This window comes from Kribbella sp. CWNU-51, from assembly GCF_054073265.1.
The window spans coordinates 50,214-65,709 of the sequence record NZ_JBSXMZ010000002.1 but is presented as its reverse complement, the minus strand read 5'-3'; the positions used below and the strand labels follow the sequence as shown (position 1 = coordinate 65,709).

The following is a 15,496-nucleotide window of genomic DNA, read 5'->3' as shown; positions in this document are numbered from 1 at the left end:
CGACGACCACGACTGCCAACAGCATCCAGCGCATCACAACTTCCCCTCCGTCACGCCGACCGGCCCGTCAGCCGGTACGGCGACCTGTCCGGTGACCAGGTCGATCACCATCTGCACCGCGGTCCCGACCGAGTCCTGCACGGACGGTGACAGCCCGATCCCGGCGTCGATACCCGCCGGCTCGCACCCGACCACGACCACAGGTCCCACGGTGCCACCGAGTCGCGGTACAAGCGAGAGCACGGCGTCCGGACCGAGGTCGTGGGCGTCCATGCTCACCTCCGGCCCGGGCTCAGCGGCCGGCTCGGCCTCGATCAGGTAGAGCGTCCCCGGCGGGCCGCCTCGCTCGACCGCGTCGATCAGGACGACGAGGTCGTACGGCTCGAGCAGTTGGTAGGCCAGGTGGATGCCGCGGATCCCGAAGTCCCGCACCTCGACCCCGGCCGGCAGGCTCCGCCGGGCGAGTTCCTCGACGACCGAGACACCGAAGGCGTCGTCACTGCAGAACACGTTGCCCAGTCCGGCCACGAGAATCGTCATCCTGCACCTACCAAGGGCTCGAGTTCGTCCGGGCTGAAGTACAGGTAGCGGCCGTGCGCCCGCTGGACCTCGCCCTCCTCGCCGTCCAGTGCGACCGCGACGTGGGTCTCGCCATCGACGTCGGACAGTACGGCGACCACCGTGCCGAGGCGGCCGGTGAGGAACATGTCCTGGGCGTCCGCCCGCCGGATCCCGGGCCGCAGCCGCACCCGGGAACCGTTGCCAACGGCAACCCCGCCGACCAGCACCGTGTCCGTCTCCGGAGAAACCGTGCTGTCGTTGCCCGGATCCCACCACGGCGTGTCGGGCGGCGGTGGCTCCGGCTCGGTCACCTTGCGCAGGTAGCGGATCGTGCCGTGCAGCCGGTCCATCAGCTCCGGCGGCATCGAGTCGACCCGCGCCAGCAGTTCGGCCGCGCGCTGGTCGGTGCCGCGGACCTCGCGCTTCTCGTCGTCGGTCAGCGTCATCGCGCGCAGGCTGAGGATCTCGTCGATCTCGGTGGCGTCGAACAGATCGCCCTGACTCTCCGGCGCGATCCGCGGGTGGTCGTACAGGATGATCGGCGACGACAGCAGCAGGTCGCCGGCCAGCACCGGGTACAGGCCGGCGTTGTCACAACCGGCCGCGTAGGCGGTGGCCCACTCGGGTGGTTCCAGCAGTGAGAGGAAGCGGCAGCCCTCGGCGGCCACCAGGACGTGGTGGGCGATCAAGGCCTGCCGCAGCGCTCCGACGCGTTCCGAACTGCTGTCCGGCGTGTTGTTCTCGACCCGGATCCGCAGCCGCGCGGCGCCGTACGGGCCGGGCAGCGGTGTGATGCTCAAGGCAACGGTCCCGGTGACCGGCAACCGGGTCCGGCGGAGGAAGCCGGTTGTCCCGACGGCCTCGGTCTCGGTGCCGCCGGGGATCCGGAACGGCACCAGCTGCGGCAGCTCCGTCAGGTCGGCCCGGAGATCGACGGTCCGCACCACGGCCTCGTCCCACGGCAGGTAGGTCGCCTCATCGGTCTGCAGCGAGGCGACCTCGACCTCGTCGGCATCGAGGACCGTACGGCGCTGCGCCTGCAGGAACCGTACGCGCACCGAGAGCACGGCCTGGTCGCCGTCGAGCAGGCACTCGGTCTGCGACCAGCCCCGCTCGGACGGATCCACCACGCAGTAGTCCGGCGGCATCAGCACACCGAACTGCCAGCGCACCCGGTTCTTCCCGTCCGACGCGCGATAGGGGTACAGCACATAGCCTTCGAACAACAACGCATCCGCGATCTGCTGGACCGCGTCGAACCCGTTCATTCCAACTGCTCCTTCAGCAGCCGCTCGATCGCGTCGTCCCAGCCGGGCAACGCCTCCCGGACGCGGTAGCGGTACAAGCGGTCGAACACGTCCTGCCGCAACCGCAGCCACGCGGCACCCGGGAAGTGCTGGTCCATCGCGTCCCGCCACACCGCCACCGGCAGCTGGTACGTCGCCTCCTTCTGCCAGGCGACCGGCGTCACGGAGAGAGTGCCGGGCCGGCCGGTGAAGATTGTCCCGTTGAACAACATCAGCAGCGGCACGCCGCCTTCGCGCACGGCGTACAGGTACTTGTTCGCGGCGACGTCGAAGTCGTAGCTGCAGGGCAGATTCAGGTCGACCTCGGTCGCGCCGGTGAAGCCCGGCACCATCTGGGTGACGAACGCGAGCTGCAGCGGCTTCAAGGTCTCGCCCCAGCGAGCGCGGTCGCCGAACAGATCCGCGAGCCCCTCGGCCTCCTCGTCGTTGTAGCGGCGGCGGATCGGCTCGATCCTGATCTGGCAGCGCAACGCCAGCGCGTGCACCGGCGTACCGGTCGTCTCCTCGATCCGCAGTCGCATCCGGATGGCCGGGGTGGCGGCGTACCGGTCGGCCTCCGCGCCGGTGCAGGTGAAGTCCAGGTCAACCACGGCTGCGCTCCTGGATCCGCGCGAAGAAGTCGTCGATCCGCCGCCAGACGTCCTCGCCGCCGGCGAAGCCCTCCCAGTACTGGCGCACGAGCCCGACCAGCTCGTAGCAGGCGTCGATCGGGACCAGGTAGCACGCGAACCCGTCGTCCAGCCGACGCAACAGCACGGCCTCGACATCCGGGACCAGTTTCTGCAGCCGGGGATCGCCGGCCACGATCTCGTCCCAGCCGGCCAGGTCGAGCAGCGACTCGGTGGCTCCACCGGGGCTCGGGTAGAAGGCGACGTACCGGGACTGATCGGACTGGTAGAAGAGGAACGCCAGGTTCACCGGGAACCCCATCGCGTCCCACTGCGCCGGGGACAGCGTGAAATCCGGGTTGGACTGGTAGCGATCCGGCACCGCGCGGTAGTGCCCGTGCGACGCGCCGCCCTCGGTGAACAACAGGTAGCAGGCCCGGCAGGTGCACAGCAGCCGGTGCCCCGGTACGTCGGCCAGGTGCGAATGCTCAGGTCCGATCGGCACGGCGCACATCTCGCACTGTTCACCCGGCGCGGCCTGCTCGCGCACCCCACCGGTGAACTCACGGAGCACCGCGACCGGATCGACGGTCGGCCGCTGCTTCTTCTGCGCTAGTGATCGCAGCGTCGGCGACGGTCTCACGCCGGCTGCACCCCCGGGATCGCGATCTTCCAGCCCGCGCCTTCGGGCAGCAGCGGCAGCGCTTCGAGTGGCGGTGCCCCCTCAGGTGCGAGCGCACGCCCGGCCAGGCGTACGTCGTACTCCGCGGTGCAGCGTGGACAGATGAGCCGGTCGCCGTCCAACTGCCCGTGGTGCAAGGCGGACGAGCACATCGGGCAATTGTTGCGGTAGGCAAAGAACGTGCCAGCGCGGTTGGCCACCAGCACGTCGAGGCCACCGACGGTCAGGTGCTGGACCTGGTCGAGGGGTGGGACCAGGTCCAGCTGGTGCCAGCCGTCCCGGTGGGGGCGGAACGGCTCGATGGTCAGGAGGCTCTGCTTCTCCTTGACCATGCCCGCGACGTCGACCGCGACGGCCTCCGGCGCGGCGTCCAGGACGGCGTTCTCGACCGTCAGCCGGACGGTGGCGGTCGAACCCGGGCAGCCGTCACAGCTGCCCTGCAGGCTCAGGTGGACGACACCGTCGTCGTCGATGCCGAGGTAGTCGATGCCGCCGGCGTGCGAGCCGAGGTACGGCCGGACCGAGTCCAGCGCGCCCTGGATCCGGGTCGCGACGTCGTCGGGGTGGAGGTCGTGCAGCAACAGGAGTCCGGCGACCAGGTCGTCCCCGACCAACTGCCGAACCTGCGGCTCGTCAAGCAGGTTCAGCAGTTGTTCGAGGCCGGCGCCGTGCAATGCGAGCACCGCGCGGACCAGTTCCTCCACCTTCGCGGCCAGGGCCGGATCGGCGCGCCGCTGGACCTCGTCCAGCAGGACGTCGATCCGTTCACTCAACTCCTGGACGTCGTGCCGGTCCATAGCAGCTCTCCCGGTCCTTTGCAGGGTCAGTAAGGCTTGACCGCGATCGAGGGGGAATGCAGGTGGGTTTTCTCCCGTCCGTTGCCGACGAACATGTGCACACCGCACGGCAGGCAGGGGTCGAAGCTGCGGACCGCACGCATGATGTCGATGCCCTTGAACCGGTCCGGCGGGTTCTCCTCGAAGATCGGCGTGTTCTGGACCGCGTCCTCGTACGGGCCGGGCGTGCCGTAGGAGTCCCGGACGCTGCCGTTCCACGGGGTCGGCGGGTACGGGTGGTAGTTCGCGATCCTGCCGTCGCGGATCACCATGTGGTGCGAGAGCACCCCGCGGACCGCCTCGGTGAAGCCGCAGGAGATCGCCTCGTCCGGCACCTTGAACGGTGTCCAGGTCTCGGTCTGGCCGGCCCGGACCTCGGCCATCGCCTTCTCGCAGAAGTGCAGCGCGAGCGCGGCCGCATAGGCCTGGAAGTACGTCCGGGCCCGGTTCCGCTCGATCGCGTTGCTCCAGCGCGGGATCTTCCACTCGTACTCCGTGGCCGGCTTCAGTGCCGTCCGCGGGAGCTGGATCTTCACACTGTGCCCGGTGGCCTGGATGTAGTCGGTGTTGACCAGGCCGGACAGGGCCGTCGACCACAGGCGGGCGATCGGGCCGCCGCCGGTGTCGAGGGCCAGGTGGTCCTTGCCGTCGAACCAGCGCGGCGACATCGTCCAGCTGTAGGCGTTCGAGAAGTCGCGCTTCTGTGGCTTCGGCAGCGTGTGCTGGTTCCACGGGTGCCGGACGTCGATCGGGTTGCCGAGCGGGTCGATGTCGACGAACTTCTCGTGACTGCCGTCGGCCCAGTCGTCGTAGTACGAACTGCCGAGCAGGATCCGCAGGCCGAGGTTGATGTCGACCAGACTGTTGGTGACCAGCTGGCCGTCCACCACCACGCCCGGGGTGACGAACATCCGCCTGCCCCACGCCTCCATGTTCTGGTACTTGAAGTCGCAGATCGCCGGGTCGTTCAGGCTGCCCCAGCAGCCGAGCAGGATCCGGCGCTCGCCGACGTGCTCGTAGCCGGGCAACGCCTCGTAGAAGAAGTCGAACAGGTCGTCGTGCAGCGGCACGACCTTCTTCATGAACTCGATGTAGCGCATCAGCCGGGTCAGGTAGTCGGTGAAGAGCTGGATCGTGGCGACCGTGCCGACCCCGCCGGGGTAGAGCGTGGACGGGTGGACGTGGCGGCCCTCCATCAGGCAGAACATCTCGCGCGTGTAGCGGCTGACGTGCAGCGCCTCGCGGTAGAAGTCGCCCTCCAGCGGGTTCAGCGAGCGCATGATGTCGCCGATGGTCCGGTACCCGTGGTCGCCGGCGTGCGGCGCCTCGGTCCGGTTCGCCAGCTCCAGCACGCCCGGGTTGGTCTCCTTGACCATCCGCTCGCAGTAGTCCACCCCGACCAGGTTCTCCTGGAAGATGTTGTGGTCGAACATGTACTCCGCGGCCTCGCCGAGGTTGATGATCCACTCGCCGAGGTGTGGCGGCGCGACGCCGTACGCCATGTTCTGCGCGTAGACCGAGCAGGTGGCGTGGTTGTCGCCGCAGATCCCGCAGATCCGGCTGGTGATGAAGTGCGCGTCGCGCGGGTCCTTGCCCTTCATGAAGATGCTGTAGCCGCGGAAGATCGACGACGTGCTGTGGCACTCCTGGACGGTCTTCTGCTTGAAGTCGACGTTGGCGTAGATGCCCAGGCTGCCGACGATCCGGGTGATCGGGTCCCACGCCATCTCGACGACGTCGGAGCTCTTCGAGTCACTCGTGGCGGGCTTGACCTTCGGGTCGGTGGTGGTCATGGCGTTACCAGACCTTCTCGTAGCCGGTGGCGAGGTCGGACCCCTTGCGCCGCCACTTGGGTTCCTTGTTGCTGGTGTTCTGGGTGAACTTGCGCAGCCGGCGGATCACCGTGCCGTAGACCAGGCTCGCGGCGGTGGAGACCTTGCTGCCGGGCGGCTCGTCCATGAACGGCATGAACTTGTCCGGGAAGCCGGGCATCGTGCAGGCGATGCAGATGCCGCCGACGTTCGGGCAACCGCCGACGCCGTTGATCCAGCCGCGCTTGGGTACGTTGCAGTTGACCACCGGGCCCCAGCAGCCCAGCTTCACCAGGCACTTGGGCGAGCCGTACTCCTTGGCGAAGTCGCCCTGCTCGTAGTACCCGGCCCGGTCGCAGCCCTCGTGCACGGTCCGGCCGAACAGCCATTGCGGTCGCAGTTCGGCGTCGAGCGGGATCATCGGGGCCTGCCCGGCCACCTGGTACAGGAGATAGACGAGCGTCTCGGACAGGTTGTCGGGGTGGATCGGGCAACCTGGCACACAGACGATCGGCAGGCCGGCCTTGGATTTCCAGCTCCAGCCCAGGTAGTCGGGTACGCCCATTGCGCCGGTCGGATTACCGGCCATCGCGTGGATCCCGCCGTACGTCGCACAGGTGCCGACGGCGACCACCGCGGTGGCTTTCGGGGCGAGGCGGTCCAGCCACTCGGACGTCTTCATCGGCTGCCCGGTGGCCGGGTTGTTGCCGAAGCCGGCCCAGTAGCCCTCCGCGTGGATGGCCTCGTTCGGGATCGAGCCCTCGACCACGAGGACGAACGGCTCCAGCTCACCGCGGTCGGCCTTGTGCCACCAGGCGATGAAGTTGTCCGCGCCGGTCTCCGGGCCGCACTCGAAGTCGATCAGCGGCCAGTGCACCGCGATCTTCGGCAGCCCGGGCAGGGCGCCGAGGACGATCTCCTCGATGCTGGGCTGGGTGGCCGCGGTCAGGGCGACCGAGTCACCGTCGCAGCTCAGTCCGCCGTTCATCCAGAGGATGTGCACCACACCCTCGTCGGTCTCCTGCGCCTGATCCGGTTCCAGTGTGGTGGACACGACCCCGCCCTCCTCGCCGGGAATTGCCCGGCCTTTTCGACCGTACGTCGGTACCGATCGGTCCGACAGACACATGTGTCAGGTATTTATGGCGGTGTCCGGAAATCCCCGATTCCCGGATTCCGGGACCCTCCCGGGGCGGCTTTCAGGCGTCGTTCGGCCCGTATTCTTGCTCAATGGACGACGATCCCGGCCGTGAGGTGTTCGTCTCGCCGGTGGTCGTCGCGTCGCAAGCGTTCCCGGCGCGGCCGGGTTCGATCCCGGACGCCGAGCAGTTCGTCCGCGAGGCCCTCGACCCGGTCACCCTCGAGGCAGAAGAGAACCAGGCGCTGTACGACGCGATCACCACCGCGCTGCTGGCTGCCGCCGGACCGAAGGACGGCGTCTTCGACGTGACCGTGCGGATTTTCCCCGACGGCGTGGAGGTCGAGGTGCTGCACGGCGCCGGCGTCCGCCGGGTGCAGACCGCGTCGGAGCCGTTCGCGGACTGGCTGAACGGCGTACTCCGCGGTCAGGGTTTGTCCCAGCAGGCGGCCGCGCAGCGGATCGGGGTGTCGGTGCGGACCATCAGCCGGTGGCTGCGCGGCGACACCGAACCGCGGTTGCGGGACCTCCGCCGGGTGCACGAGATCTTCGGTCCGTGATCTGGCGTGGTTCCGGGTCCGGGTTTAGTGTGCGAATTATCCGCTGATCGCGGAATTCGTCATTTTCGCCCGCCGGGGTGAGCCTCACGAACGATTCAGAGCGTGTCCGCAGCCGCGTGCTGGTCACCGGCGTCGTCCAGGGCGTCGGCTTCCGTCCGTTCGTCTATTCGCTGGCCCGTGAGCTCGGGCTGTCCGGCCAGGTCGGCAACACCGCCGCCGGAGTGATCGCGGAGGTCGAGGGACCGGCGGCCGCGGTCGACGCCTTCGGCCGCCGCGTGCGCACCGACGCGCCGCCCCTGGCCGTGATGGCGACCGTGGCCCTGGAGCCGCTGCCGCTGGTCGGCGGGACCGAGTTCGTCATCCTCGACTCCACTGCCGGACCGGGCCGGACGCTGGTCTCGCCGGATGTCGCGACCTGCGCCGACTGCCTGGCCGAGTTCGCCGACCCGTCCGACCGGCGCTACCGGCATCCGTTCATCAGCTGCACGAACTGCGGTCCGCGCTTCACGATCATCACCGGTCTGCCCTACGACCGGCCGGCCACCACGATGGCCGACTTCCCGCTCTGCCCGGACTGCGCCCGCGAGTACGCCGATCCGGCCGACCGCAGGTTCCACGCCCAGCCGATCGCCTGCCCCGCTTGTGGTCCCCAGTTGCAGTTGGTCCAGCCCGGCCTCGAGACGGCGTACGACGAGGACGCGCTGGCGGCCGCACACGCGCTGCTGATCGACGGCGCGATCGTCGCGGTCAAGGGGCTCGGCGGTTACCACCTGGTCTGCGACGCCGGTGACCAGGCAGTGGTGACCACGCTGCGGAAGCGTAAGGACCGTGGTGACAAGCCGTTCGCCGTGATGGCCGCCGATCTCGACGCGGCCCGGCGGATCGCCTTGGTCGACGACGCGGAGGAGGAACTGCTCACCGGCATCCGGCACCCGATCGTGCTGCTGCGGCGCCGGCCCGGTGCGGCCGTCGCCGAAGCCGTTGCCCCCGGCAACCCCGATCTCGGCGTAATGCTGCCGTACACCCCGTTGCACCAGCTGCTGTTCGACCAGCCCGGCCCGTGTGTGCTGGTGATGACCAGCGGCAACCTGTCCGGTGAGCCGATTGTCACGGACGACGAGGAGGCCGAGACCCGACTGGCCGGCCTGGCCGACGCCTGGCTCGGTCACGATCGCCCGATCCACGTGCCGTGCGACGACTCCGTCGTACGGATCGTGGACAGGACCGAGCTGCCGGTCCGGCGGTCCCGCGGGTATGCGCCGTTCCCGATCGATCTGCCGGTCCCGGTCCGGCCCGCGCTGGCGGTCGGTGGAGATCTGAAGAACACGTTCTGTCTCGGCGATGGGCAGTACGCCTGGCTCTCGGCGCACGTCGGGGACATGGACGACCTGGCCACGCTCGAGGCCTTCGAACGGGCTGAGCGGCACCTCGAGCAACTGACCGGGGTCCGGCCCGAGGTGTTCGTGACGGACAAGCATCCGTCGTACCGGTCCCGGCACTGGGCACACCTGAATGCGGCCGGTCGAGAGGTGATCGGGGTCCAGCACCATCACGCGCACCTCGCGTCGGTGATGGCTGAACACCGCCACTTTGGCAAGGTCATCGGGTTCGCCTTCGACGGGACCGGGTTCGGGGACGACGGTGCGGTCTGGGGTGGCGAAGTACTGCTGGCCGACTATGACGGATTCGTCCGGGACGCACACCTCAAGTACGTGCCGCTACCGGGCGGCGACGCGGGGGTTCGCAATCCGTGCCGGATGGCGTTGTCGCATCTGCGCGCCGCCGGGCTGCCCTGGGATCCGCGTCTGCCGTCGATGCGCGCCTGCGGCGGGCCGGAGCTGGAGTTGCTCGACGCCCAGCTGACCAAGGACATCGCGTGTGCGCCGACGTCCAGCATGGGCAGGTTGTTCGATGCGGTCTCGTCGCTGGCCGGGGTGTGTCACCGGGCCGGGTACGAGGCGCAGGCCGCGATCGAGCTGGAGGGACTGACCTCGACCGATCGGGGGCTCGGTGCGTACGAGTTCGCGATCGCGGGGGAGGAGATCGATCCGGCGCCGGTGCTGGCCGGTGTTGTCCGGGATGTGCTGGCCGGGGTGGCGCCGGGTGTCGTGGGCGCCCGCTTCCACCGGGCGCTGGCCGAACTGATGGTGACGCTGGCCGAGCGGGCCCGCGCCGCCCGAGGACTGTCCACCGTCGCCCTGTCCGGCGGTGTGTTCGTCAACCGAGTGTTGCTATCGGCAACTACCGCGGCACTGACCGCGGCCGGTTTCACCGTCCTGCGCCACCGCCGGGTGCCCCCGACGGACGCCGGACTCGCGCTGGGACAGCTGGCGGTCGCGGCCCGCGCCCGCAGGGAGGGGACATCATGTGTCTAGCCGTACCGGGGAAGGTCGTGGAGATCCGGGAGGAGGACGGTACCCGGATGGGCCGGGTGGACTTCGGCGGTGTGCTGAAGGACGTCTGCCTGGAGTACCTGCCCGATCTGGAGGTGGGTGAGTACACCATCGTCCACGTCGGCTTCGCGTTGCAGCGCCTGGACGAGGAATCCGCGATGCAGTCGCTCGAGCTGTACCGCAAGCTCGGCGCGCTGGAGGAGGAGTTCGGCGACCAGTGGGGACTGGCGGCGCGGCAGGCCGGCGAGCGCCGCCCGCCCGGGACCGAGTGGCAGCGCGCCGACGAGATGGGGGAGGTGCCGCGATGAAGTACCTCGACGAGTTCAGCGATCCGGTCCTGGCCAGGAAGCTGGTCGACCAGATCCACGCCACGGCGACGAAGCCGTGGGCGATGATGGAGGTCTGCGGCGGCCAGACGCACACGATCGTCCGGCACGGCATCGACCAGTTGCTGCCGGACGGCGTCGAGATGATCCACGGCCCGGGCTGCCCGGTCTGCGTCACCCCGCTGGAGATCATCGACAAGGCGCTCGAGATCGCCTCCCAGCCGGGCGTGATCTTCTGCTCGTTCGGCGACATGCTGCGGGTGCCCGGCAGCGGGCGCGACCTGTTCCGGATCAAGAGCCAGGGCGGTGACGTCCGGGTGGTCTACTCGCCGCTCGACGCGCTCCGGCTGGCCCAGCAGCACCCGGACAAGCAGGTGGTCTTCTTCGGCATCGGCTTCGAGACCACCGCGCCGCCGAACGCGATGACCGTCTACCAGGCCAAGAAGCTCGGTATCCCGAACTTCAGCCTGCTCGTCTCGCACGTCCGGGTGCCGCCGGCGATCGAGGCGATCATGCAGTCGCCCAGCTGCCGGGTCCAGGGTTTCCTCGCCGCCGGCCACGTCTGCAGCGTGATGGGTACGACGGAATACCCCGAGCTCGCGGACAGGTACGGCGTACCGATCGTGGTCACCGGGTTCGAGCCGCTGGACATCCTGGCCGGGATCCTGCGCACGGTCAGCCAGCTCGAGAAGGGCGAGCACGTGGTCGAGAACGCGTACCGGCGCGCAGTACGCGACGAGGGCAACCCGGCCGCGAAGGCGATGCTGGCCGACGTGTTCGAGACCACCGACCGGGCCTGGCGGGGGATCGGGATGATCCCGCAGAGCGGCTGGCGGTTGTCCGAGCGGTACCGCGAGTACGACGCCGAGTACCGCTTCCAGGTGCGCGACATCACCACGCAGGAGTCGACGGTGTGCCGCAGTGGTGAAGTCTTGCAAGGGCTGATCAAGCCGCACGAGTGCTCGGCGTTCGGGACGCTCTGCACACCACGCAACCCGCTCGGCGCGACGATGGTGTCGAGTGAGGGCGCGTGTGCGGCGTACTACCTCTACCGCCGGCTGGAGATGCCTGCAGAGGTGGTGACGACCGGTGGCTGAACAGGTGATGTTGCCGGATCCCGCGATGCCCCATCCGCCGGACTTCGACGGATGGACCTGTCCGCTGCCGTTACGCGATCACCCTGCGGTCGTGATGGGCCACGGGGGCGGCGGACAGATGTCGGGCGAGTTGGTCGAGCATCTCTTCCTGCCCGCGTTCACGAATCCGGTGCTCGGGGGGCTGACGGACTCTGCCGTGTTCACGCTCGGCGAGGCCCGGTTGGCGTTCTCGACCGACTCGTTCGTCGTGCAGCCGTTGTTCTTCCCGGGCGGCAGCATCGGGGACCTCGCCGTCAACGGCACGGTCAACGACCTCGCGATGAGTGGCGCGCAGGCGGCGTACCTGTCCTGCGGTTTCATCCTCGAGGAGGGCGTCGAGCTGACGGTGGTCGGCCGGATCGCGACGGACCTCGGGGCCGCCGCGCGCCGGGCGGGCGTCACGATCGCGACCGGCGACACCAAGGTGGTCGACGCGGGTCATGGCGATGGTGTCTACATCAACACCGCCGGAGTCGGGCTGGTACCGGCCGGCGTGGACATCCGGCCGCAGCGAGCCGCTCCGGGGGATGTGGTCATCGTCAGCGGCCAGATCGGGGTGCACGGGATCGCGATCATGAGCGTGCGCGAGGGGATCTCGTTCGGCACCGAGGTGGTCAGCGACTGCGCCCCGCTGAACGGGCTGGTGGCGGCGATGCTTGCCGTCTGCACCGACCTGCACGTGCTGCGCGATCCGACCCGGGGAGGCGTGGCGACCTCCCTGAACGAGATCGCCAAGGCGGCCGGGGTCGGCATCGAGCTGGTCGAGAGCGCGCTGCCGGTGCCGGAGACGGTCGCCAACGCCTGCGCGTTCCTCGGACTGGATCCGCTGTACGTCGCGAACGAGGGCAAACTGCTCGCGATCGTGGCCCGGGACGACGCGGACGCCGTACTCGCGGCGATGCGGGCGGATCCGCTGGGTGCGGACGCGGCGGTGATCGGCGAGTGCGTGGAGGCGCATCCGGGGATGGTCGTGACGAAGACAGCCTTCGGTGCGACTCGGGTGGTCGACACACCGATCGGGGAGCAGTTGCCGAGGATCTGTTAGCGAGCTGCTAGCCAGCTGTGCCAGGCGTCGAGGCCGTCGCCGCGGGTCGCGGAAATGGGGAGCAGCTCGACGTCCGGCTGCAGCCGCCGGATCAGGTCCAGACACAGGTCGACGTCGAAGTCGACGTACGGGAGCAGGTCGATCTTGTTCAGCAGGACGAGATCGGCGGTGCGGAACATGTACGGGTACTTCGCCGGTTTGTCCGCGCCCTCGGTGACCGAGATGATCACCACCCGGGCCGACTCGCCGAGGTCGAACAGGGCTGGGCAGACCAGGTTGCCGACGTTCTCGACGAAGACCAGCGAACCGTCGGGCGGGGCGAGCTCGAGCAGGCCCCGGTCGAGCATCTCCGCGTCCAGGTGACAACCGGCGCCGGTGTTGATCTGCACCACCCTGCTGCCGGTCGCGCGGATCCGCTCGGCGTCCAGCCAGGTCTCCTGGTCGCCCTCGATGACGAGGGTCTCGCGGCGACCGGCGAGGTCGCGGACGGTGCGCTCCAGCAGGGTCGTCTTGCCGGAGCCCGGTGAGCTCATCAGGTTGATCGCGGTGACGGCGTGCTCGGTCAGCCGGTGCCGGTTGGCCGCGGCGAGCAGATCGTTCTTCGCCAGGATGTCCTGCTCGAGCAGCACTGTCCTGGTCTCGTGCTCATGCGGGTGCTGGTGGTCATGGGGGTGCTCGTGCGGGTGGTCCTGATCGTGCGGGTGGGCGTGGTCGTGCGGATGGGCGTGCGCGTGCACCGGTTCCGGGCCATCTACCAGCGTGACGCGGATAGTAGCGTCCTCGCCCCCACATCCACAGGTGCTGCACACGTCAACGCACCTCCACCGAAACGATCCGGAGCTCGCGGCCGGCCAGGATCTCGAGATCGGCACTGCCGCAGTCGCACAGCATGATCGGATCGTCGAGCACGAACTCCCGCCGGCAGTCCCGACAGTACGCCCGGCCCGGCGGCTCGTCGATGTCCAGCCGGGCGCCCGCCAGCCCGGTGCCGTCGGCCACGATTCCGAAGCAGAACCGGATCGAGTCCGTCACCACCCCGGACAGCCGGCCGATCTCCAGCCGGACGGCGGCGACCGGTCCGTCGCCGATCTTCTCGACGATCGCATCGACAATGCTCTCCGTGATGGCGAGCTCATGCACGCTCCCGACCGTAGGCCGCGCCGCCCAGGCCCGGCAAGGCCCGGTACGGCGCGCAGGTCCGGCAGCCACGGCCGGGATCAGGCCGGACGCGGATCAGGGTCGGCGCGGATCAGGCCCGCGAGCCAAAAGTTGCTCCAGGACGGCTCGTGCCTTCAGGGCAGGGCGATTTGTGGAAAAAAATGTGCGCCCAGTGACGATTTAGTTCCACAAAGCGCTCCATCAGCAGGATCAGATAGCGGTAACCGTGGCGCCGGAGGCCGCATCTAGGTGGGTATGCAGCGCGCTACGGGCGGAACGACGGCGTCCTGGTCCGATGGACGAACGGCTGGCGCACCGTCAGCTCGTACCCCGGGTTCGCCTCGGTGAAGACGATGGCGCTGGTCAGCCAGACCAGGACGTACGACGCCTTCCTCGCGACCACCCGCGGCGGCGCCCTCTACACGATCCACATCCCGGCGACGGGGACGGGAAGCCGGTGGTCAAGCAGGTCCGTACGTCGACCTGGCAGGGCTTCGAGTCCCTCGTCGCGGAGAAGTGCGGCTTTCAGAGCACGGTGCTCACGGCGATCGACAAGGACTCCGGCGCGGCCTACGCGTACGCCGTCAGCCACGCGAACGGCTCCACGACCGTGATCAAATCCCTGGGCAAGGTCCCCGGCACCTTCAAGGACCCGGTCTACGCCCGCTACGCCGACGTCGACGCCACGCCGTTGTTCGGCGAGTGACGTCCCGACCGGGCCGGGACGTGTCCGGCGAAGGCTCTCGCCCCGGGCGAATCGTCCACCACTCGCAACTTTTCCGGTCAACGCCGTATCAAGCTGCTCGAGAACACTTCCGGAGAGGAACCTCTTGATGAACCTGAAACGAGCCTCCGTCATCGCGGCGACCGCCGCGCTGCTGGGGACCCTGGCAACGGTCCCGGCCCACGCGGCCGGCACGTCGGCGACCGCGGCCTGCACTATGAACGTCGGCTCCATCACCAGCGGGGGCGACATCGCGAACACCGAGATCACGGCGACCAGCCCGATCACCGCGAAGCGTACGACCGTCCGGCATCTCTTCACCCCCGGTATCGCGAAGATCAGTTCGACCTGGACCACGACGGTCGGTGTCGCGGGCGACGACGAAACCTCCGGGGACGTCGTGCTGAACTCGACTCTGTACGCGGCGTCGTACGGCCACGCGGCCGGCGGGGAGCCGACCAGCGGTCTGACGAGGATCGGCGGCGGCTACGACGGCTACCTCGCGATCGAGCAGTCGTTCTACTGGGGTGCGACGGTTCGGGGCGCCCAGTACCGGCTGCGCGGGGACGGAGTCCTCTTCCGTACCGAGGACCAGAAGACCACGCAGTACTCCGGGTACGCCGGCGTGAAGACGATGGCGCTGATCAGCGAGACGACGACCTACGACACCTTCCTGGTCACGACCCGCGCGGGCGGCCTCTACACCCTGCAGATCCCCGTGAACACCGCGCAGAAGCCGGTCATGAAGGTCGTCCGGGCGTCGACCTGGCAGGCCTTCGACTACCTGGTCGCGGAGAAGTGCGGCGCCCAGAGCACGCTGCTGACCGCGATCGACACGGACACCGGCTCGGCGTACCTGTACGCCGTCGGCCACGCCAACGGGACCGCGACCGTCATCAACGGGCTCGGCAAGGTGCCGGGCACCTTCAACGATCCGGTCGACTTCCTGAACACCGCTGACGGGAACGCACCGTTGTTCGGTGAGTGACACCAACCAATCGCGCCGCCTGCACCATGAGCGTCGGAGCCCAGCTCTGAACGGCGGCTGAGACAGCGGGAGCACAACGTGAGCCCCGGTGACCGCGCGACGGTCACCGGGGCTTCGTTTGCCGGCCCAGCCGTTGCCCAGTTGTTGCCGGGAGCAACATGGCAGGGAGGCGACATGGCGGATTCAGGCCAGTGAAGTGCCTTGTCGCCGGGGCCGGCGGCTG

17 protein-coding genes are annotated in these 15,496 nt (G+C 69.0%); 7 read left to right on the top strand and 10 right to left on the bottom strand.

Annotated features, from left to right (window positions below; genetic code table 11):
• Positions 1–33 precede the first annotated feature (33 nt).
• The 7 genes from ACXC9Q_RS00325 to ACXC9Q_RS00295 are packed head-to-tail and all read right to left on the bottom strand — an operon-like array spanning position 34 to position 6,859.
• The gene (locus tag ACXC9Q_RS00325; RefSeq protein WP_457054431.1) at positions 34–540 is read right to left on the bottom strand and encodes a hydrogenase maturation protease; all 507 of its coding nucleotides are present in this window, start codon (positions 538–540) and stop codon (positions 34–36) included.
• Positions 537–1,829, bottom strand: a complete 1,293-nt coding sequence (locus ACXC9Q_RS00320; RefSeq protein ID WP_457054430.1) for a hypothetical protein — start codon at positions 1,827–1,829, stop codon at positions 537–539. The genes ACXC9Q_RS00325 and ACXC9Q_RS00320 overlap by 4 nt, the downstream gene beginning before the upstream one ends.
• Entirely contained in the window at positions 1,826–2,458 is a 633-nt protein-coding gene (locus ACXC9Q_RS00315) for a DUF6084 family protein (protein ID WP_457054429.1), read from the bottom strand. The genes ACXC9Q_RS00320 and ACXC9Q_RS00315 overlap by 4 nt, the downstream gene beginning before the upstream one ends.
• On the bottom strand, positions 2,451–3,119 hold the full coding sequence (locus ACXC9Q_RS00310; RefSeq protein ID WP_457054428.1) for a DUF5947 family protein: 669 nt from the start codon (positions 3,117–3,119) through the stop codon (positions 2,451–2,453). Before ACXC9Q_RS00310 ends, ACXC9Q_RS00315 begins: the two co-directional genes overlap by 8 nt.
• Positions 3,116–3,955 carry a NifU family protein gene (locus tag ACXC9Q_RS00305; protein WP_457054427.1) on the bottom strand — a complete coding sequence of 280 codons (840 nt, stop codon included), beginning with the start codon at positions 3,953–3,955 and terminating at the stop codon, positions 3,116–3,118. Before ACXC9Q_RS00305 ends, ACXC9Q_RS00310 begins: the two co-directional genes overlap by 4 nt.
• 26 nt (positions 3,956–3,981) lie before the next feature.
• Entirely contained in the window at positions 3,982–5,787 is a 1,806-nt protein-coding gene (locus tag ACXC9Q_RS00300) for a nickel-dependent hydrogenase large subunit (protein WP_457054426.1), read from the bottom strand.
• Between the two features lie 4 nt (positions 5,788–5,791).
• Positions 5,792–6,859 carry an NADH-quinone oxidoreductase subunit B family protein gene (locus ACXC9Q_RS00295; protein WP_457054425.1) on the bottom strand — a complete coding sequence of 356 codons (1,068 nt, stop codon included), beginning with the start codon at positions 6,857–6,859 and terminating at the stop codon, positions 5,792–5,794.
• Positions 6,860–7,035: 176 nt separating this feature from the next.
• On the opposite strand from ACXC9Q_RS00295, the gene ACXC9Q_RS00290 reads away from it, so the two are divergent.
• From ACXC9Q_RS00290 to hypE, 5 genes are all read left to right on the top strand, one after another.
• Positions 7,036–7,503, top strand: coding sequence for a helix-turn-helix domain-containing protein (locus tag ACXC9Q_RS00290; RefSeq protein WP_457054424.1), 468 nt, complete (start codon positions 7,036–7,038; stop codon positions 7,501–7,503).
• Between the two features lie 77 nt (positions 7,504–7,580).
• The gene (gene hypF, locus ACXC9Q_RS00285; protein ID WP_457054423.1) at positions 7,581–9,878 is read left to right on the top strand and encodes a carbamoyltransferase HypF; all 2,298 of its coding nucleotides are present in this window, start codon (positions 7,581–7,583) and stop codon (positions 9,876–9,878) included.
• Positions 9,869–10,204, top strand: a complete 336-nt coding sequence (locus ACXC9Q_RS00280) for a HypC/HybG/HupF family hydrogenase formation chaperone (RefSeq protein WP_457054422.1) — start codon at positions 9,869–9,871, stop codon at positions 10,202–10,204. The genes hypF and ACXC9Q_RS00280 overlap by 10 nt, the downstream gene beginning before the upstream one ends.
• Positions 10,201–11,319, top strand: a complete 1,119-nt coding sequence (gene hypD / locus ACXC9Q_RS00275) for a hydrogenase formation protein HypD (RefSeq protein ID WP_457054421.1) — start codon at positions 10,201–10,203, stop codon at positions 11,317–11,319. Before ACXC9Q_RS00280 ends, hypD begins: the two co-directional genes overlap by 4 nt.
• Positions 11,312–12,403 (top strand): hydrogenase expression/formation protein HypE, encoded by a 1,092-nt coding sequence (gene hypE, locus ACXC9Q_RS00270; RefSeq protein WP_457054420.1) that lies wholly within the window; start codon positions 11,312–11,314, stop codon positions 12,401–12,403. The genes hypD and hypE overlap by 8 nt, the downstream gene beginning before the upstream one ends.
• On the opposite strand, the gene hypB is transcribed toward hypE, so the two are convergent.
• The 3 genes from hypB to ACXC9Q_RS00255 form a co-directional block, all read right to left on the bottom strand.
• Complete coding sequence (gene hypB, locus ACXC9Q_RS00265) at positions 12,400–13,140, bottom strand: hydrogenase nickel incorporation protein HypB (protein WP_457054419.1); 741 nt, start codon at positions 13,138–13,140, stop codon at positions 12,400–12,402. The two genes, hypE and hypB, sit on opposite strands and share 4 nt — an antisense overlap.
• A 73-nt stretch (positions 13,141–13,213) precedes the next feature.
• Positions 13,214–13,543, bottom strand: coding sequence for a hydrogenase maturation nickel metallochaperone HypA/HybF (locus ACXC9Q_RS00260; RefSeq protein ID WP_457054418.1), 330 nt, complete (start codon positions 13,541–13,543; stop codon positions 13,214–13,216).
• Positions 13,544–13,826: 283 nt separating this feature from the next.
• On the bottom strand, positions 13,827–13,964 hold the full coding sequence (locus ACXC9Q_RS00255) for a hypothetical protein (protein WP_457054417.1): 138 nt from the start codon (positions 13,962–13,964) through the stop codon (positions 13,827–13,829).
• 54 nt (positions 13,965–14,018) lie between these two features.
• On the opposite strand from ACXC9Q_RS00255, the gene ACXC9Q_RS00250 reads away from it, so the two are divergent.
• Both ACXC9Q_RS00250 and ACXC9Q_RS00245 read left to right on the top strand, forming a co-directional pair.
• Positions 14,019–14,267, top strand: a complete 249-nt coding sequence (locus ACXC9Q_RS00250) for a hypothetical protein (protein WP_457054416.1) — start codon at positions 14,019–14,021, stop codon at positions 14,265–14,267.
• A gap of 127 nt (positions 14,268–14,394) precedes the next feature.
• Positions 14,395–15,273, top strand: coding sequence for a hypothetical protein (locus tag ACXC9Q_RS00245; RefSeq protein ID WP_457054415.1), 879 nt, complete (start codon positions 14,395–14,397; stop codon positions 15,271–15,273).
• The last annotated feature ends 223 nt before the right edge of the window (positions 15,274–15,496 follow it).

Excerpts from the sequence above, each read along its gene's own strand:
- ACXC9Q_RS00280 (WP_457054422.1), top strand. The coding sequence starts at position 9,869 with ATGTGTCTAGCCGTACCGGGGAAGGTCGTGGAGATCCGGGAGGAGGAC.
- ACXC9Q_RS00300 (WP_457054426.1), bottom strand. The coding sequence starts at position 5,787 with ATGACCACCACCGACCCGAAGGTCAAGCCCGCCACGAGTGACTCGAAG.
- ACXC9Q_RS00290 (WP_457054424.1), top strand. The coding sequence starts at position 7,036 with ATGGACGACGATCCCGGCCGTGAGGTGTTCGTCTCGCCGGTGGTCGTC.
- ACXC9Q_RS00325 (WP_457054431.1), bottom strand. The coding sequence starts at position 540 with ATGACGATTCTCGTGGCCGGACTGGGCAACGTGTTCTGCAGTGACGAC.
- ACXC9Q_RS00305 (WP_457054427.1), bottom strand. The coding sequence starts at position 3,955 with ATGGACCGGCACGACGTCCAGGAGTTGAGTGAACGGATCGACGTCCTG.
- hypD (WP_457054421.1), top strand. The coding sequence starts at position 10,201 with ATGAAGTACCTCGACGAGTTCAGCGATCCGGTCCTGGCCAGGAAGCTG.
- ACXC9Q_RS00245 (WP_457054415.1), top strand. The coding sequence starts at position 14,395 with ATGAACCTGAAACGAGCCTCCGTCATCGCGGCGACCGCCGCGCTGCTG.
- ACXC9Q_RS00320 (WP_457054430.1), bottom strand. The coding sequence starts at position 1,829 with ATGAACGGGTTCGACGCGGTCCAGCAGATCGCGGATGCGTTGTTGTTC.